Here is a 24,843-nt window from a genome sequence, read left to right as displayed (position 1 = left end):
TTCAGGCCAATCCGGGCAGCAATGCCTTGAGGCCGTCAGAAATCATGCCGATGGCAATGGCCGAGAGGATCATACCCATGAAGCGACTCATGATGACGCGTGCGTTGCTCGAAAGACGTTTGGACAGCCATGGGGCATTCCAGAAGGTGACCAGAAGCAAGGCAACGACGGTCAGGAATACGCCTGCGAAAACAACAGCTTCAAGCGGCTTGTTGACGTGATGCGCGTACAGGATCAGGGTTGTGATCGTGCCTGGACCGACCAGAATGGGAAAGGCCAGCGGGTAGAACGCGACCGTGTCAGGCGCAGGATAGGCCTCTTTTTCTCCGTCCGTTCCGTGATGCGAGGTGCTTTCGTTGCCGTTCAGCATGTTCAGGCCGATCATAAGCACGACCAACCCTCCGGCGACGCGCAGATGGTCTACGCTGATGCCGAACAGGCTCAGCGTCTGACTGCCAATGGCCGCGAACGCACCGCCCAGGATCAAACAGTAGAGCGCGGTTTTGACTGCGACTTTACGTTGATCCGTAGGGGGCAGGTCCTGCGTAACACTCAGGAACACAGGCAGGTTGGTGATCGGGTTCATGATCGCAAACAGCGCACCAAAGAACCCAACGGCGAGGGTCGATTCCATGAAAACACCCTTGTGGTTTAAAGTTTTACTGCGAAACCTGTCCCATTTTTCAGGAACTTGAAAGAGGCAGCCTAAGACAATGACGGGAAAATTGCTTGCGATCATTCTGGGGCTTTCGGCTGTGATGGCCGGGGCGGGCATGTATTACCTGCAAGTCTACGGCTTTTATTATGAGGTCGAACCGAAGCCCGGACAGGACGTCGCCCTGTTGCCTGTGGATGGCGAAACTCCCCAGCCGATTGCCTATTCTTCTTTTCAGGCGATTGATGCCGATAGCTCTCCGATCCGGTATCGAGCCTGTTTCAACACGGATCTCTCCGAAGAACAATTGTTAGGTTTCATGCCGGTCGAGAATGCAGAGCCCCTGACCGCTCCGGGTTGGTTTGATTGCTATGATGCGGCCGCCGTGGCTGAAGCGTTGAAGACGGGGCAGGCGCAGGCCTACATGAGCGCGAAGAATATCCACTACGGAGTCGACCGCATTGTCGCGATCACCGAAGATGGGCGAGGCTTTGTCTGGCATTCCCTGAACAATTGCGGTGAAAAAGCCTATGATGGCACCGTGGTCGGCGAGGAATGCCCACCCAGACCGCAGCAGTAAGGAGACCGCCATGCAGCACGTCGTCGAAATCCCCGAGTTTCTGACGGCGACCTTAGGTTTTGCCGTTTACCTGCTTGGCGCACGGATCAATGATCGCGTCGCCGCACTTCGCAATTTCAACATCCCCGAACCCGTGACCGGAGGGTTGCTGGCTTCGTTTGCCGTTCTGGCGCTGTATTTGATATTTGATCTTGAACTCGCATTCGAGCTGGGTACGCGGGATTTTCTACTGGTCGTATTTTTTGCCGGGATCGGATTGAATGCACGTCTGTCGGACCTGATTTCGGGCGGCAAGCCGCTGTTTTTGCTTTTGATTCTGACCCTCGTGACGATCGTTGCGCAAAACGTGATCGGTGCGGCTGGCGCTTCCATGTTTGGTTATCCGGCGCAGGCGGGTGTTCTGTTCGGCTCGGCGGCGCTGATCGGCGGGCACGGGACCGCAATCGCATGGGCGCCCGAAGTTGCGCGGGCGACAGGGTTGGACAGCGCGACCGAGTTGGGTGTTGCCGTTGCAACGCTAGGTTTGGTTCTGGCCGCCCTGGTCGGTGGACCGATTGCGCGGTTGCTGGTTGAAGGGCGCAATCTCAGCCCCGACCGTCCGGACGAAGGGCCCAGTGTCGGATTGCCGGACGAAACAGAAGGCAGGGCGCTCGATATCGACCACGTGTCGATCATGCGCGTTTTGCTGCATCTCAACCTCGCGATCATTGCGGGTTATTCTCTGGGCGAAGCGATCTCGGCAGCCGGTCTAAAGCTGCCGCTATTTGTGCCATGTTTGATCATGGGAATCGTCATCGCCAATCTACGCGCCTTAGTGGCACCGTCGGCCCCACCGGTATCGCGCACGCCATCGCTGGCGTTGATCTCGGAATTTGCCTTGGGCGCGTTTCTGGCCATGTCACTGATGAGCCTTCAGCTCTGGACCATCGCCGAGCTTGGCATGGCCATCGTCGTCATCATGTCCGCCCAAACCCTGTTCACGGTGGTTTTCGTGTTGTGGGTGCTGTTCCCGGTCATGGGCGCAAACTATCGCGCCGCCGTGTTGGCTGCGGGGTTCGGAGGCTTCGCGTTAGGTGCAACCCCCACTGCTATTGCGAATATGACCGCAGTAACCAAGCGATATGGTCCATCACCTATTGCCTTTATCGTGCTGCCCCTTGTATCCGCATTCTTTGTGGATATCGCCAATGCCATCGTCATCCAGACGATCGTAAATTTCTAAGGACCGAAAATGCCCGACCTGCTGATCGAACTGTTTTCCGAGGAGATCCCCGCGCGTATGCAGACCCGCGCGGGTGAGGACCTGAAAAAGCGGATCACCGATGGTTTGGTCGAGGCCGGTCTGACCTATGCCTCTTCCGCCGCCCTGACCACGCCGCGTCGCCTGACTTTGGCAGTCGAAGGGCTGCTGTCTGAGAGCCCCACGATCCGTGAGGAACGCAAAGGCCCCAAGGTCGGTGCGCCTGACAAAGCGATCGAAGGCTTCCTGCGCGGCGCTGGCTTGACCCGTGATCAGTTGGAAGAACGTGACACGCCCAAGGGTGCGGTCTATTTCGCCCAGATCGAAAAGCCCGGACGCCCGGCGGCTGAGATCGTGGCCGAAGTGCTTGAGGCCACGATCCGCAACTTCCCATGGCCCAAGTCGATGCGCTGGGGCTCTGGCCCGATGCGCTGGGTGCGGCCTTTGCACTCGATCCTGTGCGTCCTGACCGATGAGGCGGGCGTGCAAGTCGTTCCGCTTGAGGTCGAAGGCATCACCTCGGGCGATACGACTGAGGGCCACCGATTCATGGCCCCGAACCGTTTTGCCGTCACCTCGTTCGAGGATTACGCCGCCAAACTCAAACGCGCCTTTGTGGTGTTGTCGCCCGAGGAACGTGCCGAGCATATCTGGAACGACGCCCAGAACATGGCCTTTGCCGCCGGTCTGGAAGTGGTCGACGACAAAGGCCTGCTAGCCGAGGTCGCTGGTCTGGTCGAATGGCCCGTGGTGCTGATGGGGCAGATTGACGACGAATTCCTCGACCTGCCGCCTGAGGTGCTGCAGACCTCGATGAAAGAGCACCAGAAGTTCTTTTCCGTGAAGAACCCCAAAACCGGCCGGATCGAGCGTTTCATCACCGTCGCCAACCGCGAAACTGCTGACAATGGCGCGACCATTCTGGCCGGGAACCAGAAGGTCCTTTCGGCCCGTCTGGCGGATGCCAAGTTCTTCTGGGAGAACGACCTACGCGTCGCCAAATCGGACGTCGCCCAATGGACCCGCGCGCTGGAGAATGTGACCTTCCACAACAAGCTGGGCACACAGGCGGAACGCATCGACCGCATCGCTGCGCTGGCACGTGAACTGGCCCCGGTGACCGGAGCGGATGCAGATCAGGCCGAAAAAGCCGCGCGTCTGTCCAAGGCCGATCTGAGTTCCGAGATGGTCTATGAATTCCCCGAACTTCAGGGTCTTATGGGCCGCTATTACATCGAAGCAGCAGGCGAGGACGCCGCCGTGGCCGCTGTGGCACAGGATCACTACTCGCCGCTTGGCCCGTCAGATGACGTGCCGACCGCACCGCTTTCGGTGACCGTGGCGCTGGCCGACAAGCTGGACACGCTGACCGGGTTCTGGGCGATTGATGAGAAGCCGACCGGCTCGAAAGACCCGTTTGCTCTGCGTCGTGCTGCTTTGGGTGTAACTCGATTGATCCTCGAAAACGATCTGCGGCTGTCTTTGGATCGGTTCTTTGACAGCCAACTGATACGAGCAGAAAGCGCAATCAACGAGGCGCTGCCGGAAGCCAATGTTCTTGATCTATTGGAAGAAATCGCCGAACGAGGTGTCTTTGGCGCTGCATTCCAGACCGTAAGAGAAAGAGTAGACGATTTGCCTGCGGCAGCTTTTCTTGAACTTGAGAAAAAGGTCCCAGACGCATCTGACGATCTCCTGTCGTTCTTCCACGACCGCCTCAAAGTCTTCCTCCGCGATGAGGGCATCCGCCACGATATCATCGACGCCTGTATTGCGATGGAAGGCAATGATGACCTCAACTTGCTGGTCAAACGCGCCCGTGCTCTGAACGCGGTGATTGCGACCGAGGATGGGGAAAACCTCGTGCAGGGGTTCAAGCGGGCCAACAACATCCTGACGCAGGCCGAAGAGAAGGACGGGGTCGAGTATTCTTATGGCGCGGATGTGAAATTTGCCGAGACCGAAAGCGAAAAGGCTCTGTTCGCGGCGCTTGATGCGGCGCAGGCACAGATTGATCCGGCGCTCAAGGCCGAGGATTTCCCAACCGCCATGGCCGCCATGGCAAGCTTGCGCGGGCCGGTGGATGCGTTCTTTGAGGATGTGCAGGTCAACACCGACAATGACATCCTCCGCCGCAACCGTCTGAACTTGCTAAGCCAGATCCGCTCGGTCTGTTCCAGCGTTGCCGATCTGACCAAGATCGAAGGCTAAAGGTCCGGGCGCGCGGATTTGCGCGCCCAGATCACCCTTGCGCGACGGGCGCATGGGCCTATGCTGCGGTGAAACCAAAAGGTGCCGCAGTGCAGAATAATCCGCATACCACGCTTATCACGTCCACCGCGCCCGTTGCCCCGCACACCCATGGTGGACGGGCAAAGTGCCTGCAACGTCTGGTCCGGTTGGAGATGCCGGTGCCGCGCACGGTCGCGTTGTCTTTTGACGCGGTTCAGCGCATCGCCGAAGGGCAAGTCCCCGATCTGGCGGCAATCCTTGAGCAATTCGAGCCGACGGCTTTGTTGTGTGTGCGCCCCAGTTCCGAGGACCCCGATTGGGGCGGCCCCGGTGCGGTTCTGAATATCGGCATGAACGAAGCGCGGTTTGCCGAGCTGTCGAACTCGATGGGTGATGAGCCTGCCGCAGCCATGTATCTGCGCTTTGTGCAAAGCTATGCGATCCACGTGGCGCGTCTGGATGCGGATGTGTTCGACGAGATCGACGAGGATGGTGTCGCGGGGTTGAAGCGCACGCTGCACGCCTATGAAGATGAGACCGATGAGGTTTTTCCCGAGGATCGCGGCGAGCAGTTGATTGGCGTTCTGCGCTCGATGGCGCGGGCGTGGGATGGCACCTCGGCGCGCCTATTGCGTCAGGCCAAAGGGGCTCCGGCCGATGCGGGGTTGGGTCTCGTCATCCAAGAGATGATCCCGGGCGTCGGGCAGGGCGAATGCGGCTCGGGCGTGCTGCAGTTGGTGGATCCGACCACCGGGATGCCTCAGATCACTGGCCGGTACCTGAGCCAGAGCCAGGGGCGGGATGCGTTGGGCGAAGACGTCTCGGCGCTGTATCTTGAGAAAGACCCGCGGGGACCGTCTCTGGAAGAAGTGGCGCCCAACGCATTTGCTGATTTGAAAGCCCAGGCCGCTTTGATGCGCGAGAAGCTGCGCGAGGAAATGCAGGTCGAATTCGTGATCCAGAACGGCAATGTGCATATTCTGGACGGCGTGCGCGTTCAGCGGACCTCGCGCGCGGCGATGCGGATTGCGGTACGGCTGGCGGAAGACGGCATCATCCCGCCACAAGAGGCGGTGATGCGCGTGGACCCTCATGCATTGAACGAGCTGCTGCACCGGCAGGTCCACCCCGAGGCAGAGCGAGATGTACTGACCACCGCGATTGGCGCAAGTCCGGGGGCGTCGACCGGCAAGATCGTGTTTACGGCCGCCGAGGCGCAAGCCAGCGCCGCGCGGGGTGAGGCCTGTGTTCTGGTGCGCCGCGAAACCTCGCCCGAGGATGTTCGGGGCATGCATGCCGCCGTTGCCGTTCTGACCGAAAAGGGCGGGATGACCAGCCATGCCGCCGTGATTGGGCGGGGTTTGGGGCTGCCCTGTATCGTCGGCGCGTCTGAAATGCGGTTCCAGACCAAGAAAAAAATGCTGACGACTCCGGATGGGCGGGTGTTCAAGACCGGTGATATTCTGACGATCGACGGAAGCTCGGGGCAGGTTCTGGCGGGGCAGCCCGAGATGCTCGAGGCCGCACTGGACGACTGTTTCCAGACTCTCATGGGCTGGGCGGATGCCGAGCGGGACATCGAAATCCGCGCCAATGCCGATACCCCTGCAGATGCGCAGACCGCGCGGAACTTTCAGGCGCAGGGCATCGGCCTGTGCCGGACCGAGCACATGTTCTTTGATCCCGGCCGCTTGATCGTGATGCGCGAGATGATCTTTGCGCAGACCTCCTCGGGCCGGGCTGCCGTGTTGGAGCGTTTGCTGCCCATGCAGCGCGACGATTTCGTGCAGCTTTTCCGTATCATGGAAGGGCAGCCGGTCTGCATTCGTCTGTTTGACCCGCCGCTGCACGAATTCCTGCCCACCACCCGCGGTGGCCAGCGCGAACTGGCCGAAGCGCTGGATCTGCCTGTCTCGGATGTGGAGCGTCGTGTCTCCGCAATGACCGAATACAACCCGATGCTGGGTCTGCGCGGGGTTCGCCTGGGCGTTACGGTGCCCGAAATCTACGACATGCAGGCCCGCGCGATCTTTGAAGCTACGCTGGAGGCCCGCAAGAACGGCGCGCCGGTCGTGCCTGAGGTGATGATCCCGCTGGTTTCGGCCAAGCGAGAGGTCGAGCTGGTCAAATCCCGCATCGACTCGGTGGCGGCCGCAGTAGCAGCGGAGCAGGGGCAAGAGTTCGAATACCGCCTTGGCGTGATGGTCGAAACACCACGCGCCTGCCTGCGCGCTGAAGAGATTGCACCCAACACCGCCTTTTTAAGCTTCGGAACCAACGACCTGACCCAGATGACTTATGGTCTGTCACGCGATGACGCGGGGCGTTTCATGTCGGCCTATGTCCGGCAGGGGGTGTTCACAGAGGACCCGTTCCATGTTCTGGACGCGGATGGAGTTGGCGAATTGCTCAAGCTTGGGTCTGAAAGGGGGCGCGCGGCACAGCCCGATGTGACCCTTTCTGTCTGCGGAGAACACGGCGGAAACCCCGAATCAATCGCCATTTGCCGCGATCTTGGCTTTGACTATGTGTCCTGCTCTCCGTTCCGGGTACCGGTCGCTCGGCTGGCTGCCGCTCAACTGGCGATTTCGTCCAGACTTGGGGGTTGACAGCAGCCTGAAACCCAATGATTAGTGGTCAATAAGCGAACTTGTGGCGGAATTGTTTTTCTCCACGAGCGAATTTCCACTTGTATTTGCCTCTGATCTGGACCTTTGCGCAAGACTGCGCTAAATGCCTCGTCGCGCCCGCCGGGGGAGGGTTTGGCGCGTGAAGTGCCTGTGCGAGGTTATCTGATGCTACGTTACATAATGGCTGTTGCCACATTGGCGGCAACCGTGCTGCCGAGTGCGTCCTACGCTGAGAGGGAAGCTACGGATGCCAATAAGAAAGAACTGGTTTCCCGCAGTGAATTGCCGGGTCAGAGCTTTCGGGATTATCTGAAATTGTTCCAGCCGCGCAAAGTGGTGGAACCGGTCAAAGTGTCCTATTCCAAGGATTGGCTGGACCAACAGCCCAAAGCGTCCGGAGATGAAGGCTGGAAATGCCTGTCAGAGGCGCTGTATTTTGAAGCCCGCGGCGAAAGCGTACGCGGTCAGTTTGCAGTAGCCGAGGTTATCCTGAACCGGGTCAAGAGCAGCCGCTTTCCCAATAGCCTTTGCGGTGTGATCCGTCAGGGGACCGGTAAAAAGTACCAGTGCCAGTTCACCTATACATGTGATGGCCGCAAGGAAGTGATCCACGAGAAGAAAGCCTTTGAACGTGTCTCGAAAGTAGCCCGCGCGGCGATGGATGGCGTTGCCAAAGAGCTGACTGAAGGGGCGACCCACTATCATACCACTGCGGTCCGCCCGTCCTGGGCGCGGGTTTATAAACAGACGGCGAAGATTGGTGTTCACATCTTCTACCGTCACAATTACCGCACTGCGAGCAACTGAGGCAGGTCTAGCGCTGCGTCTTGAGTTCAAGGCGCAGCGTATACCATTGCACGCAGAAAAAGCGTCGAAATCAGCGGTTGGAATGGCGTTTGTATGAATGCTATAGGCCCTCGAAACGCCTAGACTGGGCGAAAGTTTCAACGAGCCCAAGAAGGCCTGACCCATGAGTTCTGAAATCCGCCTCGCTTTTGCGCACCCCTCTGAACGGTCCGAGGCGACCTCGCCCAGAGGGCCTTTGGATCGCATCTCGCTGCGTGACCATACTGTTGAGGTTGAGATCGGTGCCTTTCAGGCCGAACGCGGCACAACCCAGCGTATCTGCTTTAATATCGTGGTTGAGGTGCGTCCGCTGACCTCGGATATTGACGATGATGTGGATCGTATCCTGTCCTATGACCGCGTGACCGAGGCGATTGCCTATGAATTGGCGGCCGAGCGTCTGAACCTGTTGGAAACGCTGGCTGAACGCGTGGCCGAACGTATCCTACTTGAACCACAGGCCGTCAGGGTGTTTGTCCGTATCGAAAAGCTGGATCGCGGCCCTGGTGCGCTCGGGATCGAGATAGTGCGCGGCAAGGACGCCGTGCACCACGACGTAGTCGAAGAGGAACGCCCACATCCGCGTCTTGTTTATCTATCGAATGAGGCGATGGCCTCGGATAACCTGACCGGCTGGATTGATCAGTTGGAAAACCGTCAGCGTCCCTTGATCCTGTGTGTCGGGGCCTCGGACCTTCCAGTGCCGCAGACCGGTCACGCCATGACCCAGCGCCGCATCGACCTGTTGTCGATCGAACAGAACGCGTGGGTTCTGGCCGCGCGCGATCATCGCTGCGTGGTCGTCTCGACGCGGACCGAGCTGGATTGGGCGATGAAGAACGGCCAGATTTGCGTTTGGGCCCCGTCAAAGATCGTTCTCGATGCTGTCGACGGCCCCTCGGCCGCGCCATCCGACGCGGTTGCGCTGGCCGCATGGTTTGCGGCCACCTTTGAGGCCAGCGAGATGATGGTGATCGGAGGCGCCTTGCCCAAGGAGCCGAAAACGCCGCTGCGTGCTGTGGCCATTGATCAGGCACAATTGTGAGCCGCTACTACCGACCACTGGTACAGCACGGTGCGGCTCGTCCGGATGACGCCATGCCTTTGGCCGGGCAATCGCTCTGGTTCACTCATGCCGAAGCGCTTTCGCGCGATGGAGCGTCTCAGGTCGTAGCCGCAGCGGATATCCCCGCGGATGTGCTACAGCGTCTCAGCCGCCCGCGCGCGGCCCTGTCCGGTTTGGATATGACGCGTCCACATATCATGGGCATCCTGAACACAACGCCTGACAGCTTCTCGGACGGTGGCATCCACAGCTCGGTCGAGGCGGCGCGGGCAGGGGCCCTTGAGATGGTCTCGCACGGCGCCACGATTCTGGATATCGGTGGAGAATCTACACGCCCCGGAGCAGATTTTGTGCCCGCAGACGAAGAGATCACCCGGACCCGCCCGGTGATCGAAGCGATCCGGTCTGAGACAAACGCCCTGATCTCAACCGACACACGCAAAGCCGCTGTGGCCAAAGCCACCTGCGAGGCCGGGGCGGGGCTGGTCAATGATGTCTCGGGCTTCACGTACGACCCGGAACTTGCGCCGTTCTGCGCAGGGCTGGGCGCGCCGGTCTGCGTCATGCATATGCAGGGCGATCCCGCGACCATGCAGGACAATCCGGTCTATGAAAACGTCGTACTGGATGTCTATGATTTTCTGGCAGGCCAGATCGAACGGCTTGAGGCGTTGGGCCTGAACCGGGATCTGATCATCGTCGATCCGGGAATCGGTTTCGGCAAGACCGAGGAGCACAATCTGGCCCTTCTGCGCAACTTAAGCCTGTTCCACGGTCTGGGTTGCCCGATTCTACTGGGCGTCTCGCGCAAGGGCTTTATCGGCTCCATCGGGCAGGAGCCGCGAAAAACCGCGCGTGCGCCGGGGTCAATCGCGGTTGCTCTGGACGGATTGTCCCAGGGCGTGCAGATCATTCGGGTCCATGACGTGGCTGAGACAGCTCAGGCCTTGCGCCTATGGGCTGCCGTCCGTTAATCCGGTCACAAGCAAATTTTACGGAGAGTCGACTATGCGCAAGCTGTTCGGAACTGACGGTGTGCGAGGCACAGCCAATACGCATCCGATGACAGCAGAAATGGCCTTGCGTATAGGTGCGGCGGTCGGGCGCTATTTCCGCCGCGACTCGACCGGAGTTCACCGCGTGGTTATCGGCAAGGACACGCGACTGTCTGGCTATATGCTGGAAAACGCGCTGACGGCGGGTTTGACCTCGACCGGTATGAACGTTTTGCTGCTGGGTCCGGTGCCGACCCCTGCGGTGGGTCTGATGACCCAATCCATGCGCGCGGATCTGGGCGTCATGATTTCGGCCAGCCACAATCCAGCGGAAGACAACGGTATCAAGTTCTTCGGGCCTGACGGATATAAACTCTCAGATCAGGCCGAGCTTGAGATCGAGCGTTTGATCGAAGAAGGCGTCAACCCCGCAAAGGCGCAGAATATCGGGCGTGCCCGTCGGGTTGATGACGCGCGGTTCCGTTATGGCGAGCGGGTCAAATCCTCGCTTCCGCGCGATGTGCGTCTGGATGGTTTGAAAGTGGTGATTGACTGCGCCAATGGTGCCGCCCACCGCACAGCGCCCGAGGTCCTGTGGGAGCTTGGTGCCGAAGTCATCCCGATGGGCGTGTCGCCCAACGGTAAGAATATCAATCTCGAATGTGGTTCGACCAAGCCGCGTGTTGCTGCGGAAACCGTTGTCTCGCATGGCGCGGATGTTGGTATCTGCCTCGATGGCGACGCGGATCGGGTCGTCGTGATAGACGAAAACGGCAAGGTTGCCGATGGCGATCAACTGATGGCCCTGTTGGCCGGGGCTTGGGCGCGGGCCGAACAGCTGCGTGGCGGTGCTTTAGTGGCGACGGTCATGTCCAACCTCGGGCTGGAGCGACATCTGCAAGGGCAAGGCCTGCGGCTGGAGCGTACGGCAGTTGGCGATCGCTATGTCGTAGAACGGATGCGCCAAGGCGGCTTCAACCTTGGCGGCGAACAATCCGGCCATATCGTCATGAGTGACTATGCGACAACCGGCGACGGCCTGATGGCTGGGCTACATTTCCTGTCCGAAATGGTTCTGAGCGGACGCAAAGCCTCTGAGCTTGCGCAGCAGTTTGAAACGGTTCCTCAGCTGTTGAAGAACGTGCGCTATCAACAGGGTCAACTGCCTCTTGAGGTCGCCAGTGTTCAAGCCGCGATTGCCGATGCCGAAGCACGCCTCAACGGGCAGGGTCGTTTGCTGATCCGCAAATCAGGGACCGAGCCTCTGATCCGTGTCATGGCTGAATGCGAAGATGCCGCCCTGCTGACGCAAGTGGTTGATGGCATTGTCGCCGAGGTTGAAGCAGCGGCGACCTAGCGCCCGATTAGAGCTTTGCGCAGGCTGAACCACTGGCTGATAGCCATGCCCGTCAGGATCAAGGTCAGTGCGATGTAGAATCGCAGAGGCAGGGCCTCGGACAGGATCCACGCTCCGAAAACCATCGACCAGACGGGGACCTGATAGTTCACGAGGGTCAGAAATACCGACCCCGCGCTGCGCGTGATCGAGACACGCAAGAGGTTCGCTAAGGCTGTCGGCACCAGGCCCAGTACCATCAGCGCCAGAGTGGGGCGGGTGCCTTGCCATTCGGGCAAGCCCTCGGTCATCAACATGATCGGCAGCAGCAGCGTCGCGCCCACCAGCAATGTCAGGGCCGCCAGTGCAACCGGATCAATCGGAGGGCACCGCCGCGTCAGGATGGAGGATACCGCGTAGCACAATGCTGCCGTGACGCAGGCCATTTGCGCAAGTGGCTCGGTTCCTTGGCCCAGTTGCAAAAGCCCCGGACCAATCAGGACCAATGCGCCTGAAAACCCAAGGCACACCCCCACAAAACGACGCAAGTTGAGCGGTTCGTCCGAGAAGAAATGCGCCAGTGGCAGCACCATCAAGGGGATGGCCGCCATAGACAGGCCCGCAAAAGCCGATGGTACGAATTGCTGTCCCCAGCTGAGCAACATGAACGGTATCGCCGTGGACAGTACGCCGATCAGGATGATCGAGCCGCCAAGCACCGGGGTGAGGGTTGGAAACCGACGTCCGGTGATCCGCATCAGCAAGAGCAGTGTCAAAGCGCCAAGCGTGGTGCGGGATGTTGCAACCGTGATCGGGCCATACCCCTCAAGCGCCATGGCCACGACCATGAATGTACCGCCCCAGATAAGGCCAAGCGAGAGGACGCCGATCCAATCCTGTTTTGTGGGCTGGGACACCATGTTAGTACCTGCAGGAAAAGGTGAAAATCGCCTTCGATCAGGCGTTTATGGGTTGAGGCTTAAGTGGGTGCAAATGAAAAAGGGCGGCCAAACGAGCCGCCCTTTCGCCGACGGTTGCCGGGCTTAGTTCTTTTCTTTGTCGACCATTTTACCGGCAGAGATCCAGGGCATCATGGCGCGCAGTTTCGCACCGGTTTCCTCGATCATATGCTCGTCATTGGTACGGCGCGACGCTTTGATGGTCGGCTGGCCAACGGCGTTTTCCAGCATGAAGTCGCGAACGAATTTACCCTGCTGGATGTCGTTCAGAACCTCTTTCATACGCGCTTTGGTCTCGTCGTATTTCAGGATACGCGGGCCGGTGACGTACTGGCCGTACTCGGCCGTGTTCGAGATCGAGTAATCCATGTTAGCGATGCCGCCTTCATAGATCAGGTCAACGATCAGCTTCACTTCGTGCAGACACTCGAAGTAAGCCATCTCGGGCGCGTAGCCCGCTTCGACCAGAGTTTCAAAGCCGCAGCGGATCAGCTCAACCAGGCCACCGCACAGAACAGCTTGTTCGCCGAACAGGTCGGTTTCGCATTCCTCACGGAAGTTGGTCTCGATGATGCCCGAGCGGCCGCCACCGATGGCCGAGCAATAGGACAGACCAATTTCCAGTGCTTTGCCGGTCGCGTCGTTGTTGACGGCAACAAGGCAAGGCACGCCGCCACCTTTGGTGTATTCGCCACGCACGGTGTGGCCGGGGCCTTTGGGGGCCATCATGATGACGTCGACACCTTCTTTCGGCTCGATCAGGCCGAAGTGGACGTTCAGACCATGCGCGAAGGCAATGGCCGAGCCGGGCTTGATGTTGTCATGCACGTATTTCTTGTAGGTCTCAGCCTGCAGTTCGTCGGGCATGGTGAACATGATGACGTCGCACCAGGCTGCCGCTTCGGCGATACCCATGACCTCCAGACCTTCAGCTTCGGCTTTCTTGGCCGAGGGTGAACCTTCGCGCAGAGCGACGACCAGGTTCTTCGCACCCGAGTCGCGCAGGTTCAACGCGTGCGCGTGACCTTGGCTGCCATAGCCCAGGATGGCCACTTTTTTGTCTTTGATCAGGTTGATGTCGCAATCGCGATCGTAATAGACGCGCATTTCGCTGGTCCTTTCTGTTTCGATTGCTGTGCTTTTAGCTAGAGCCTTTGGTATTGGCGATAGGGTTGAGATTGAGTATTTGTGAAAAAGATGAAGAATAATTCCTCAATTAGACAAAATGTGAAAAAATCATGCTTGATGATGTTGATCGGCGGATACTGCGCCATTTCCAGGCGGACCCAAGCCTGACAACAGCGGAGCTTGCCGAACGGTGCCGCATCAGTTCGGGTGTTTGCTGGAGGCGCATAGAAAAGATGCAGGCGGCAGGGGTGATCGAAGGCCAAGAGGCCGTGATCGACTGGGCCGCCTTGGGCTACGCGGTTGAGGTCTCGTTGCGGATCACGCTGGACAAGACGCAGGCTCGGGCATTTGACGAATTCACCGCGGCCGCGCGCGAGGTTGCCGAGGTGATCGAAATTCAGACCTTCCTTGGCCGCGTGGATGTGCGCCTTTCGGTTTTGGCGCGGGATATGGCGCACTATCAGCAGGTCTATCGGGACCGCATTCTGACCCTACCGCATATCGCCGATATCGAGGCCTTGATGCACATCGCGCGTCTCAAACGAGACGAGGTGCTGCCAGTATGATCGAGCTGGATGAGATCGACCGCAAGATCCTGCGAGCGCTGGTTCAGGACGCAACCCAAAGTGCCGGTGCGCTTGGGCGACGTCTGAATCTGTCGCAACCCGCCACGTGGCGGCGCATTCGCCGGCTGGAAGAGGCGGGCGTAATCAAGGGCCGTCGTCTACGCCTGAATGCCGAGGCTTTAGGATTCGGCGTCACCGTCTTCCTAGGCGTTAAACTGGCGCGCAAAGGGCAGGTGAGCCTTGAGGATTTCGAGCGCGCCGTCAGCGCCATCCCCGAGGTACAGACCGTCGAGCATGTTCTGGGGTTATACGATTACCGTCTGCGCGTGGTGGCGCGAGATCTGTCGGATTTCGAACGGGTCCTGCGGCGGCGGATCATGACCCTTCCGGGTGCCGGTGATGTCGAGGCAAATGTCTTGCTCAGCGAAGAACGTTTGCCCGGACCGATCGGCTGAACGGGATCAGTACTTGGTGCGGATGCAGAAGCCCGGATGATGCGTCATCCTCGCGAAGGTCAGGGGCTTTTCATCCTTCCAGGTTGTGCGCTCCAATTGAATCATCGACGTGCCTGCGGTGGTGCCCATGAACTCGGCCAATCGGCTGTCGGCTGACACGGCGCAAAAGGCGACCTCGGCATCGGTGAACGGTGCTGCATTCAACAGCCATTCGTGCGGGCCATTGTCACTCAGGTCGGCCTCCTCGACTTCGGGCGCAGTATCTAGGTTGATCCAGCGCTCTTCCAGCTGAAATGGCCTGTTGTCGGCGTAGTGCATGCAAATGACGTGCAGGATGCGTGCATCTGGCGCTACGCTGAGTTGCGATGCCAGCCAGCCGGGGCTAGTGACAACGTTGCGCTCGACCAGAGCATAGCGATACGCCGCGTTCTGGTTCTCAACCACCTGACGAGTCAGCGAAAACTCCAGTTTGGCATGTTTGCTGGGCTCTTTCTTGACGCGTGTTCCGCTTTTGCGTTTGCGTTCGACGACTCCCTGATCAGCCAGTTCGCGCAGGGCGCGGTTAACGGTCGCGCGGGCGCAATTGAATTCTTCCGCCAGCTGGGTCTCGGTCGGCAGCAATGATCCCTGAGGCCAAATTCGGCTTTCGATCCTGCGCTTTACCTCATCTCGAACACTCTGAAAGCTGATCCGCTTATTTGCAGTCACGGGTTCTAATTTCCCTTCGTTTTAAAAGTGTATGCATCTGGGCAGAAGCACGCAGAAGTGTAAAGGGTATGTGATACTAGTTGGCGTCAATACTAAAATATTGGCGCGTTTGAGGGTTAATTTTTACTGAAAAACAAAGATGACTTTGCGTCACCTTTTCGTCGGAAATGCGCTTTACCCGCAATGATAATGTGTTGAAGGTGCCGTCAACACTGATTGAAAGGACATCAAATGCCCGCCTTGCTGGATTCCATCGACCCAAACGGCCTCGAAGAATTTTCGGTTGTGTTCACGGACCGATCCCTGAATCACATGTCTGCAAGCTTTCAGCAGGTGATGCGCGATATCTCGGGCATGCTGAAACAGGTCTACAATGCGGATGGCGTTGCCATCATCCCCGGTGGTGGCACCTATGGGATGGAGGCCGTGGCCCGTCAATTTGCCCGTGATGCCAATGTCTTGGTGGTGCGCAACGGGTGGTTTTCCTACCGTTGGAGCCAGATTATCGAAAACGGCGCGCTGACCGGATCGGTCACGGTGATGAAGGCGCGTGAGACCGGTAATGACAGTCCTTCGCCGTTTGCGCCCGCACCGATTGACGATGTGGTTGCGGCGATCCGCGAGCAGCGCCCGGATGTGGTGTTTGCCCCGCATGTGGAAACCTCGGCCGGGGTGATTCTTCCGGATGACTATGTTTCGGCCATGGCCGCAGCGGCGCATGAGGTTGGCGCGCTGATGGTTCTGGATTGCATCGCGTCAGGCTGCGTGTGGGTCGACATGAAGGCCACTGGCGTGGATGTTCTGATCTCGGCCCCGCAGAAGGGGTGGAGCGCGTCGCCTTGTGCCGGTCTGGTCATGCTCTCGGACCGGGCCGAGGCGCGGTTGCAGGACACTCAGTCCGACAGCTTTGCCATTGACCTCAAGAAGTGGCGGCAAATCATGCAGGCCTATGAGGATGGCGGTCATGCCTATCACGCGACCATGCCAACCGACGCGCTGCGCGCGTTCCGCGATACGATGGCCGAGACACAGGACTACGGCTTTGAAAAACTGCGTGAGGCGCAGTGGGCCTTGGGTAATGGTGTGCGCGCGATGCTTAAGGACAAGGGCATCGTTTCAGTCGCGGCCGAGAGCTTTGGCGCTCCGGGCGTTGTGGTCAGCTATACCGCCGATCCCGAAATCCAGAATGGCAAGAAATTCGCCGCGTTGGGGATGCAGATCGCGGCTGGCGTGCCGCTACAATGTGATGAGCCTGCCGGTTTCAGCACCTTCCGGCTGGGTCTGTTCGGTCTCGACAAGCTCTATGATGTCGATGGCACGATTGCGCGTTTGAAGCGCGTGTTGGATCAGGTTCTGTAAGCCGCTAGGGCCTCAGCGCATGCCGAGGCCCATCTGCATCAACGTCTTGCGCACCGGCGCCATGGAATAAAGCGCGTTGAGGCCCATAGCACGCGCGTCCCTCAGGGGCCGCGCCTCAAGCATAGAGGTGCGGTTCAGAAGGTCGATGCCTTTGACCCGCAGTTCGATCTCGGTATGGCGGGCTTTGTGGTAGGCCTCAAGCATCTGTGCGTCGCCCAGACCTTCTGGCCGGGCCTGTGCGAGGTCCAGCAGAGTACGCAGATCGCCCAATGACATGTTCAGACCCTGCGCGCCGATGGGCGGCACGACATGCGCGGCTTCGGCCATCAGGGCAATACGTTCGCCCGACAGCCGTTCGGCGGATTGGCTGATGATCGGCCAGATTGTGCGGCGTGAGGCCAGCTTCAAAGGTCCAAACAACCCGCAGGAGCGTTCTGTCATCGCGGCCTCAAAGGCGTCCGCGTCGAGGTTCAGCAACTCGACCGCGCGCGGGCCGCGCTCCATCCAGACGATGGCCGACGATGGCTGACCCTGCCAATCGGGCAAGGGCACCAGGGTGAACGGCCCGCCAGATCGGTGGATCTCGGTTGAGACATTCTCATGCGCAATGGGGTGTGTCACCGCAAAGGCCAGGGCCTTTTGACCGTAACGCGTGGTGTGAACGGAAATCCCCGCAGATTCGCGCATCGGTGAGTTGCGCCCGTCTGCGGCGATCACCAGCTTGCAGCGGATACGGCTACCGTCACTTAGCCCCACACGGGCCTCGGCGGTGCGTGTGAACAAGCTGACCGTCGCTGTGCCGGGTCGGAAATCGACATTGGGCAGCTCGGACAGGCGCGCAACCATCTCGCGCCGCAGCAGCCAGTTAGGCAGGTTCCAGCCAAAAGGTTGCTCGGAAATGTCCGAGGCGTTGAAGTCCCGCACGACGCGCGGTTCGGGAACGTCGCCGCCCGCGTCAACGATCCGCATAACTTGCAGCGGTGCGGCGTGGCTGTCCAGCCGGTCCCACAATCCGCATTGTTCCAGCAAAATGCGGGAGGGTTGCAGAAACGCGGTGGTCCGCAGGTCGGAGCCATCCACGTCGCGTTCGGTGATTGGCGGTGTTGGGTCTACGCATACCACTTTATACCCAGCGGCGCCGAATGCGGCGGCAGCGGTCAGCCCGGCGATGCCGCCGCCGGAAATCAGGATATCACAGCTGTCAGTCATGGCGCATTCTCCGTTCCCGGCAAAACCTAGTTCGGTTCATGCCCCTGCGCCAAGCGACATCCTGTCCCGCGTGTCAGCCCCGCGAAATCAGGATGAGGACCAGAAACATCACCGGAACCATCATCAGTGCAGGGATGTATAGGCCCGGCAGACCAAACAGCAATGCCGAACAGCCCCACATGCTCACAATCGCAGCGGCGGTATAGCCCAGGTCCTCGGGGCGGCCATCGGCCACGTCGCGGGCCATCCAGCCAAAGAGGGGAATTGCAAAGAGAAGGCGCTGCCAAATCGGCAGGCGCTGCGGCATCATTGTCGCGGTCATCAGGGTCTCCGTTCTGTTCGTCGCAGACCGGCATATAGGGATGATTTTGCAGCTGCAGAATATACAGATCGTCGCAGTGTGACAGCCTATCGCAGGCGGGCGAGGAAGGCGGTCAGATCGTCGGTATGATGGTGGATATGATCGGCATCATGCGGGTCGGGTGCGACGTGAACCGTGCGCATTCCCATCTCATGTGGGGCAGCCAGATTTCGCGGGTCGTCTTCGAACATCGCGGCCGTCTCCGCTGTGATCCCGTCCTGTGTAAAGATTGCCTCGAACGCGGCCTTTTCGGGTTTAGGCCGATATCCGGCATGCTCGACCCCGTAGATGGCATCAAACAGACCGGTCAGCCCACGCGCTTCAAGGACACGCTCGGCATAAGGGGCGCTGCCATTGGTGTAGACGATGCGGCGACCGGGCAGGGCGCGTATGTGGTCAGCCAGTTCGGTGTCTGGGTCCATATGGCTCAAGTCGACTTGGTGAACCGCATGCAGGTAAGGGTCGGGGTCCAGATCATGCTCGGCCATTAAACCAGCCAGAGTGGTTCCGTATTCACGCCAGTAGTGCCCGCGCAGACGGTCAGCCTCGGCCCGGTCGACGCCGATGGCTTGCACGACGTAATCCGTCATCAACACCTCGATCTGATCGAACAGGCGCATCTGTGGCGGGTAGAGGGTGTTGTCCAGATCGAACACCCATTGCGTGACGTGGCTGAAGGACGGTTTAACCATGCCTTGGGTGTAGGGCGCTGCGGGAGGGTTTTCAATGCCGCACTTGATTGCAGACGGTCAGGACGGATAGACAGGTCCGAACGAGGAGACCAATCGCCCCATGCCCCAATCCAGACACCCCAGCAAAGACGCGTATACGCTAATACTCGACGCCATTGATGTCGGTATCTACAAGCCCGGAGATCGTCTGGTCGAAAGCGAGTTGGCCGAACGGTTCGGCGTATCACGCACCCCCATTCGCGAGGCGTTGCAACGTCTGGAAACGCAGTCTCTGCTTGAACGGGACGGGCGATCGCTGATCGTGGCTTCCCTGAACCACAACCAAATGGCCGAACTTTACATCGTGCGGCGCGAGTTGGAGGGGCTGGCCGCAAGTCTCGCGGCCAAACATGCGACCGAGGAAGAAATTCGCGTGTTGCAGGAGATGGTGGCCGAGGATGATGCGCTGGTCGATGATCCGGCGGCTCTGTCGCGCGCGAATCGACGGTTTCACGAGCAGATCCATTTGGCCTCACACAACCGCTATCTGGTGCAGCAACTGGACCTTGTGCATCGGACCATGGCGTTAATGGCGACCACATCTCTGGCGGCGCAAGGGCGCAGTGAAATCGCGCAGAGCGAACATAAGGGCATCGTCGAAGCCATCGCCGCGCGGGATGAAGAGGCCGCAGCGAAGGCCCTGAAAGAGCATATCTCGGTCGCGTTCATGACCCGTCTGAAGCAGGATGCGATCCGGCGTGACGGCTAGACCTCTTGCGGCGGCAGGTCCTCAGAAGCCTGCCCGTGCTGGGTTTTGTCCCAGAAGAACGGTTTGGCGGCCAGTTCCCACAATGCTTTGTAGGCCGCCACGACCCCCAGCGGGAAGTATAGGATCATCGTAGGGACCCAGGGTAGCAGGAACCGTCGCTCTTTCGCCCAGACGGCGATGACGCCGATGATGAAGTTCAACGCTTCTGCGGCCAGAAACAGCCAGATAAGGGTTTTGAAGGTCTGCATCGGGATCACCTGGAGGAACGGGTTGTTCAGCCCCAGCGTGGTCAGCCAGAACATCCACAGGACAGGGGCCAGCAGAAAATGCCCGACTGTGCCCATGAAAAACGCCTGAATACCGATGAATTTCAGCGGTCCCAGATCCCGCAGCAGGCGCAGCGGCGCGCGCATATGGACAAGGTAAGTGACCATGAAGCCTTTGAGCCAGCGCGAGCGTTGCTTGACCCAAGGCCAGGCGCGAAAGTTGGCCTCTTCAAAAGTGGTGGTGTTCACGATCTCGGTCCTGTAGCCGGCGCGGCAGAGGCGCACGCCCAGATCGGCGTCTTCGGTCACGTTGTGGGCGTCCCATCCGCCAAGCTCCAGCAGTTTGTCGCGGCGAAAAAAGAAGGTCGTGCCGCCCAGAGGGACCACGAAACCCAGTTTGGCGATTCCCGGAAGGATGACGCGGAACCAGCTGTTATATTCGATGGTAAAGCAGCGAGACCGCCAGTTGGTGCGCGGGTTATAGTAGTCCAGCGCGCCTTGCAGGCAGACAACTTCGGGCGCAGCCTGTGTGAAATGATCAACGACACGCTCGATCTGATCGGGCTGCGGGGCGTCTTCTGCATCCCAGACCCCCAGAATGTCGCCCCGACAGAAATCCAAAGCGTAGTTCATGGCGCGGGGTTTGGTGGTCAGGCTGTTCAACTCGGGCACTTCGATGGTTCGGATCCAGCTGGGCAGGTCGACCTTTGACAGCGTGTCCCGCGTGACATCGTCTTTTTCCTCCAGCACCAAAATCACATCCAGCAGCGCCTTGGGGTAGGTCAGGCGTTGAAGGCGCCGGATCAGCGCGCCTGCGATCTCGCGCTCTTTGTACAAGGGAACCATGATCGACACGCAGGGCTGCCGCAGAGCGGTCACCGGCGAGGAGGGGGCAGGCTGCGGGCGCAAGTTTTGGTGGGCAAAAGCCAAGAGGCCCGAGAAACGCATGATCATGAACAGCAGAAGCGACACCACAGCCGCCGTCGCCAGAACGGCCATCCCCGTCAACGGAAACGAAACGAAAGCCAGCAACGCCAGCACCACAATGCTCGCGCTGCGGGTCCGGCTCCAGGCGGTCCAGGTGCGGCAGCTTTGATCCTCGGTCACGCGGGCCTCGGCGTTTTGGGCCAACTGGTCCGAGAAGATCTGCGCAATCGAGCGGTCGATCTGATCGGCAGCGGCGACAACCGGAACGATGGTTAAATCGCAGCCCGCCATTTCGGCCGAGACCGTGGCGAAGCGATCCGGGCGCGCGGTGGCGACAAACAGAAACGGACCGATCCGCAGCCACGGGATCACATTGTGGCGCAGCCAGAACTCCATGGGTTTGAGAGCGCTTAGCTCAGCAGAAGGCGGGGTTTGCACCAGATCGGCGATCTGCAGGTTGGTTTGCGCGGACAATGCGGCCAGAACATCTTTGCGGCTGGCCCAGCCCTCACTCACCAGAATTTCTCCGAGCGGAGCATTCTGACGGGCCTGAAGGTCCAGCGCATGATCCAGCTGGTCCTGCGTGATCACCCCGGCATCGACCAGACACGCCCCCACGGGTTTGCGAAGCTCAGGCGACGGGATCGGATGTGTTGCAGCGGTTTTTTGTGCGTTCAAATCAACCATAAAAGAGATAACCCCGACACCGTTTGTTGGCGTCAGAGTTGATCAACTAAGGTTAACACGCGGTTAACTGTGATAAACACGCGGGAATATGGTGTTTATGCCTGTGCTTTTGCGTCCGCCATTGCGCTGGAAAAACGCTCGAACAAGTAGAAACTGTCCTGCGGACCGGGGGAGGCCTCGGGGTGGTATTGCACCGAATAGACAGGCCGGTCGGTCATGCGGATGCCGCAGTTCGAGCCGTCAAACAACGAGCGATGCGTTTCAACCACGCCGTCGGGCAGCGACTGCGCGTCGACCGCAAAGCCGTGGTTCATCGAGGTGATCTCGACCTTACCTGTCTCCAGATCCTTGACCGGGTGATTCGCGCCGTGGTGACCGTGGTTCATCTTGACGGTCTGCCCGCCAAGCGCCAAGGCCAACATCTGGTGACCAAGGCAAATGCCGAAAACCGGCAGCTTGGTGGTATCGAGGATCTCCTTGATCATCGGCACGGCGTATTCACCCGTGGCCGCCGGGTCGCCGGGGCCGTTGGACAGGAAGACGCCGTCTGGCTCATGGGCCAGAACCTCGGCCGCTGTGGCAGTTGCCGGCAGAACGGTCACGTCGCATCCGGCCGACGCCAGGCAGCGTAGGATGTTGCGCTTTGCGCCGAAATCAAGTGCGACAACCTTGTGGGCAGGGGCCTCTTGGCGCTCGTAGCCGTCAGGCCAGGCCCAACGCATCTCATCCCAGCGATAGCTTTGGGCGCAGGTGACGTCTTTCGCGAGGTCCATCCCTTCAAGCCCCGCAAAGCCGCGCGCAGCGGACACCAGTGCTTCGATATCGAAGTTGCCCTCGGGGTCGTGGGCCAATGCGACGTGCGGCGCTCCCTGCTGGCGGATCGCGCGGGTCAGGCGGCGGGTGTCTACGCCACCGATCGCGATACGGCCACGACGCTCCAACCAGCCCTTCAGCTCTTCAGCCGAGCGCCAATTCGATGGCTCAGTTGGGTCCCACTTGACGACCATGCCCGCGGCCACCGGATCGCCGGTTTCGTCATCCTCAGGGTTCACGCCGACATTGCCGATATGCGGGAAGGTGAAGGTGACGATCTGCCCGGCATAGGAGGGGTCGGTCATGATTTCTTGGTAGCCGGTCATGGCGGTGTTGAAGCACAGCTCGGCCACGGTCTGTCCGGTGGCGCCGAAGCCCATTCCGTAGAACAAAGTTCCGTCGGCCAAAGCCAGACATGCGGTGGGCTTGGACGGGGCGTTCTGGGCCATGGCGCAACTCTCCTGCAGGTAAATCGGCGCATACCTAAGGGGGTTATACGTTCGGGTCAAGTCTGATCATTTTTTAGGCTATTGTTGTTTTTCAATAGCTTAGCGGTATTCGTCCCCTGTTGTATCACGCTTTTTGTTTGGATATGTTCGGGGTTCCTTTGTCATGGGGATGGACAAACCATATGGACATGCGATCACGGGTGAATGCCGCCCTGAAGCAAGCGATGAAAGACAAGGCGGCCGAGAGGCTGTCGACTCTGCGGTTGATCAATGCTGCGATCAAGGATCGCGATATCGCCGCACGCGGCTCGCAAAACGAAGAGGCCAAGGGCTGCGGCGACGCCGAGGTTCTTGAAATCCTTGGTAAAATGACCAAGCAGCGCAAGGAAAGCGCCCGCGCCTATGAAGAAGGCGGACGTCTGGATCTGGCGGAACGGGAATTGCTGGAAGTCTCGGTGATCGAGGAATTCCTGCCCAAGCAGCTGGATGAAGATGAGGTCTCGAAAGCGATTCAGACCGCTATTACCGCGACCGGAGCGGGCTCGATCCGCGATATGGGCAAGGTGATGGGCGAGTTGAAGACGCGCTACACCGGTCAGATGGATTTCGGTAAGGTCGGACCGATGGTCAAAGACCATCTGTGCGCCGCTTCAAACGGCGACTGCTGAGACTAAACCCCTTTACTGCGCGGCCGGTCCGCGCAGTTTTGCTATCAGGTCGTCATAGAGGGTGATCCGTTCATCCTCGGACAGAAATGCGCCAATCTCGACCTCGCGACCGGCTCCAATCAGGGTCACGTAGTGCGGCACCGGCCCACCGGTTTCGTGCATCTCAGGGCGGGCCCAATACCTGTTGCAGGACCATTCCTGCCGCTGTTTTCCCGGAGACTGATGGACCAGACGCGCCTGCGAGCCGCTGAGGGTCAGAACCTCGACTGCGCTGCGCGCACGGTAGTTGGTTTGGATCGCGAGCCACAGGCCCAGAACTGTCAACAACAGGAAGGGCAGTAACCCCCATAGGACAACCGACCCCAACATGGCCAGAACGGGAATAAGGCCGAAGGTGAAAACCGACAGGATCACGATCATCGCGCCGCGCGGGGGCAATGAGTTATGCGGCCAGAGGCGCAATTCCTGTTCGGTGTCAGAGGTATGATTCCATTGATAGGGCATAGCGGAAAACTAGCGCAAAGTTATGTGCTGTCTAAGGTTAAAGATCAAACGACGTGGCCAACCCGGACCCAGGACAGCGCATCGTCCAATCTGTCATCGCCCCAGAAAACCTCGCCCCGTACGACAAGGCTGGGTGCGCCGAAAACCCCGAGGCGTTTTGCGTGTTCGGTCTCAGCCTCTAACGCCGCAACGGCATCAGGGCTGCGCGCCCGGGAAAGGATAAGGCGGGGATCTTGCTGGCACCGAAAAAGAGCCTCGGATAGAGCGGTCTCACTGCCTGCTTCGACACCGTCTTCAAACCAGATCCGGTAGAGGTTCTGGGTGAAATCCTTGCCCCAACCCTCACTCATCCCGAGTAGGGCGATCTGATTGGCCAGAGGCAAGTCCGAAATGGGGTAGGGCGCGGGCAGCTTGGCATGGATATGATACTTGGCCGCCCGACGTTCGATATCACGCCACATATAGGCAGATTTCACAGGCTTGCCGGCAAAGGGCACGTTCTGCTGTTCGGACATCACGCTGCGCACGTTGAACGGACGCCAACGCACTGAGGTGTCGTTCTCAGTGCACCAATCATCAAGGCGCATGATCGTAAGAAAGCTGTATGTGCTTCCGATCGAATACCAAAAGTCAATTTCGGGCATCTGGACCCTCCCCGGATTGCCGGATGAGTTTCCCTTACCAAAATAGCCTATTTTGCCCGATCTGGCGATGTGTTGTTCCAAAAGGTGAATGCGCAAAGAAAAACCCCGCCGGGATTGCGG

The 24,843-nt window shown here is 59.4% G+C and carries 24 protein-coding genes; 13 read left to right on the top strand and 11 right to left on the bottom strand.

The genetic code is table 11. The annotated features are described in order from the left end of the window. Position 1: 1 nt before the first annotated feature. The gene (locus ACR0J4_RS03280) at positions 2-634 is read right to left on the bottom strand and encodes a MarC family protein (protein WP_170470080.1); all 633 of its coding nucleotides are present in this window, start codon (positions 632-634) and stop codon (positions 2-4) included. A 79-nt stretch (positions 635-713) separates the two neighbouring features. On the opposite strand from ACR0J4_RS03280, the gene ACR0J4_RS03275 reads away from it, so the two are divergent. The 8 genes from ACR0J4_RS03275 to glmM all read left to right on the top strand — a co-directional run bounded on the left by ACR0J4_RS03275 (position 714) and on the right by glmM (position 11,601). Further along, positions 714-1,235, top strand: a complete 522-nt coding sequence (locus ACR0J4_RS03275) for a DUF6446 family protein (RefSeq protein WP_170470076.1) — start codon at positions 714-716, stop codon at positions 1,233-1,235. A gap of 10 nt (positions 1,236-1,245) precedes the next feature. Then, positions 1,246-2,457, top strand: a complete 1,212-nt coding sequence (gene gltS / locus ACR0J4_RS03270) for a sodium/glutamate symporter (protein ID WP_170642232.1) — start codon at positions 1,246-1,248, stop codon at positions 2,455-2,457. 9 nt (positions 2,458-2,466) lie between these two features. Next, a complete protein-coding gene (glyS, locus tag ACR0J4_RS03265) occupies positions 2,467-4,686 on the top strand; it encodes a glycine--tRNA ligase subunit beta (RefSeq protein ID WP_170642230.1) in 2,220 nt (739 codons plus the stop codon). Between the two features lie 68 nt (positions 4,687-4,754). Further along, on the top strand, positions 4,755-7,316 hold the full coding sequence (locus ACR0J4_RS03260) for a pyruvate, phosphate dikinase (RefSeq protein ID WP_170642228.1): 2,562 nt from the start codon (positions 4,755-4,757) through the stop codon (positions 7,314-7,316). A gap of 186 nt (positions 7,317-7,502) precedes the next feature. Next, positions 7,503-8,144, top strand: a complete 642-nt coding sequence (locus tag ACR0J4_RS03255; RefSeq protein ID WP_170551531.1) for a cell wall hydrolase — start codon at positions 7,503-7,505, stop codon at positions 8,142-8,144. 163 nt (positions 8,145-8,307) lie between these two features. Next, positions 8,308-9,228, top strand: coding sequence for a dihydroneopterin aldolase (locus tag ACR0J4_RS03250; protein WP_170551528.1), 921 nt, complete (start codon positions 8,308-8,310; stop codon positions 9,226-9,228). Continuing rightward, positions 9,225-10,223 carry a dihydropteroate synthase gene (folP, locus tag ACR0J4_RS03245; protein WP_480668288.1) on the top strand — a complete coding sequence of 333 codons (999 nt, stop codon included), beginning with the start codon at positions 9,225-9,227 and terminating at the stop codon, positions 10,221-10,223. Before ACR0J4_RS03250 ends, folP begins: the two co-directional genes overlap by 4 nt. A gap of 34 nt (positions 10,224-10,257) precedes the next feature. After that, a complete protein-coding gene (gene glmM / locus ACR0J4_RS03240) occupies positions 10,258-11,601 on the top strand; it encodes a phosphoglucosamine mutase (RefSeq protein WP_170551525.1) in 1,344 nt (447 codons plus the stop codon). Here glmM and ACR0J4_RS03235 read toward each other — a convergent pair. Both ACR0J4_RS03235 and ilvC read right to left on the bottom strand, forming a co-directional pair. Next, positions 11,598-12,500: a DMT family transporter gene (locus ACR0J4_RS03235; protein WP_170642226.1), complete on the bottom strand. Its 903-nt coding sequence runs from the start codon at positions 12,498-12,500 to the stop codon at positions 11,598-11,600. The two genes, glmM and ACR0J4_RS03235, sit on opposite strands and share 4 nt — an antisense overlap. A 123-nt stretch (positions 12,501-12,623) precedes the next feature. Then, on the bottom strand, positions 12,624-13,646 hold the full coding sequence (gene ilvC, locus ACR0J4_RS03230; protein WP_170642224.1) for a ketol-acid reductoisomerase: 1,023 nt from the start codon (positions 13,644-13,646) through the stop codon (positions 12,624-12,626). 131 nt (positions 13,647-13,777) lie between these two features. Here ilvC and ACR0J4_RS03225 point away from each other — a divergent pair, with 131 nt between their 5' ends. Both ACR0J4_RS03225 and ACR0J4_RS03220 read left to right on the top strand, forming a co-directional pair. Next, positions 13,778-14,233, top strand: coding sequence for an Lrp/AsnC family transcriptional regulator (locus tag ACR0J4_RS03225; RefSeq protein WP_170642222.1), 456 nt, complete (start codon positions 13,778-13,780; stop codon positions 14,231-14,233). Then, complete coding sequence (locus ACR0J4_RS03220) at positions 14,230-14,688, top strand: Lrp/AsnC family transcriptional regulator (protein WP_170642220.1); 459 nt, start codon at positions 14,230-14,232, stop codon at positions 14,686-14,688. The genes ACR0J4_RS03225 and ACR0J4_RS03220 overlap by 4 nt, the downstream gene beginning before the upstream one ends. 6 nt (positions 14,689-14,694) lie before the next feature. On the opposite strand, the gene ACR0J4_RS03215 is transcribed toward ACR0J4_RS03220, so the two are convergent. Further along, the gene (locus ACR0J4_RS03215; RefSeq protein ID WP_170642218.1) at positions 14,695-15,396 is read right to left on the bottom strand and encodes a GntR family transcriptional regulator; all 702 of its coding nucleotides are present in this window, start codon (positions 15,394-15,396) and stop codon (positions 14,695-14,697) included. Positions 15,397-15,627: 231 nt separating this feature from the next. Here ACR0J4_RS03215 and ACR0J4_RS03210 point away from each other — a divergent pair, with 231 nt between their 5' ends. Beyond that, positions 15,628-16,755 (top strand): aminotransferase class V-fold PLP-dependent enzyme, encoded by a 1,128-nt coding sequence (locus ACR0J4_RS03210; protein WP_170551512.1) that lies wholly within the window; start codon positions 15,628-15,630, stop codon positions 16,753-16,755. 12 nt (positions 16,756-16,767) lie between these two features. Here the strand turns inward: ACR0J4_RS03210 and ACR0J4_RS03205 are convergent, their stop codons facing one another. From ACR0J4_RS03205 to ACR0J4_RS03195, 3 genes are all read right to left on the bottom strand, one after another. Next, positions 16,768-17,964, bottom strand: coding sequence for a UbiH/UbiF family hydroxylase (locus tag ACR0J4_RS03205; RefSeq protein ID WP_170642216.1), 1,197 nt, complete (start codon positions 17,962-17,964; stop codon positions 16,768-16,770). 73 nt (positions 17,965-18,037) lie between these two features. Beyond that, entirely contained in the window at positions 18,038-18,286 is a 249-nt protein-coding gene (locus ACR0J4_RS03200; protein WP_170470040.1) for a hypothetical protein, read from the bottom strand. Between the two features lie 86 nt (positions 18,287-18,372). Next, positions 18,373-19,017, bottom strand: a complete 645-nt coding sequence (locus ACR0J4_RS03195; protein ID WP_170642214.1) for a pyrimidine 5'-nucleotidase — start codon at positions 19,015-19,017, stop codon at positions 18,373-18,375. A 100-nt stretch (positions 19,018-19,117) separates the two neighbouring features. Here ACR0J4_RS03195 and ACR0J4_RS03190 point away from each other — a divergent pair, with 100 nt between their 5' ends. Beyond that, positions 19,118-19,765, top strand: coding sequence for a GntR family transcriptional regulator (locus ACR0J4_RS03190; RefSeq protein WP_170376422.1), 648 nt, complete (start codon positions 19,118-19,120; stop codon positions 19,763-19,765). On the opposite strand, the gene ACR0J4_RS03185 is transcribed toward ACR0J4_RS03190, so the two are convergent. Together ACR0J4_RS03185 and carA are read right to left on the bottom strand one after the other, a co-directional pair. Then, positions 19,762-21,645 carry a glycosyltransferase gene (locus tag ACR0J4_RS03185; protein WP_170642212.1) on the bottom strand — a complete coding sequence of 628 codons (1,884 nt, stop codon included), beginning with the start codon at positions 21,643-21,645 and terminating at the stop codon, positions 19,762-19,764. The two genes, ACR0J4_RS03190 and ACR0J4_RS03185, sit on opposite strands and share 4 nt — an antisense overlap. A 95-nt stretch (positions 21,646-21,740) precedes the next feature. Then, positions 21,741-22,907 carry a glutamine-hydrolyzing carbamoyl-phosphate synthase small subunit gene (gene carA / locus ACR0J4_RS03180; protein ID WP_170642210.1) on the bottom strand — a complete coding sequence of 389 codons (1,167 nt, stop codon included), beginning with the start codon at positions 22,905-22,907 and terminating at the stop codon, positions 21,741-21,743. 182 nt (positions 22,908-23,089) lie between these two features. Between carA and ACR0J4_RS03175 the strand changes: the two genes are divergently transcribed. Beyond that, positions 23,090-23,575, top strand: coding sequence for a GatB/YqeY domain-containing protein (locus tag ACR0J4_RS03175; RefSeq protein ID WP_170457931.1), 486 nt, complete (start codon positions 23,090-23,092; stop codon positions 23,573-23,575). A gap of 12 nt (positions 23,576-23,587) precedes the next feature. Here ACR0J4_RS03175 and ACR0J4_RS03170 read toward each other — a convergent pair whose 3' ends face one another. Next, positions 23,588-24,079: a DUF2244 domain-containing protein gene (locus ACR0J4_RS03170; protein WP_170551477.1), complete on the bottom strand. Its 492-nt coding sequence runs from the start codon at positions 24,077-24,079 to the stop codon at positions 23,588-23,590. 44 nt (positions 24,080-24,123) lie between these two features. Next, positions 24,124-24,723 carry a DsbA family protein gene (locus ACR0J4_RS03165; protein ID WP_170642205.1) on the bottom strand — a complete coding sequence of 200 codons (600 nt, stop codon included), beginning with the start codon at positions 24,721-24,723 and terminating at the stop codon, positions 24,124-24,126. Positions 24,724-24,843 lie beyond the last annotated feature (120 nt).

The sequence above is a fragment of the Ruegeria sp. B10 genome (assembly GCF_056539825.1).
Note: the sequence above shows the minus strand (reverse complement) of the source record. Positions and strands in the feature narration are given on the sequence as shown.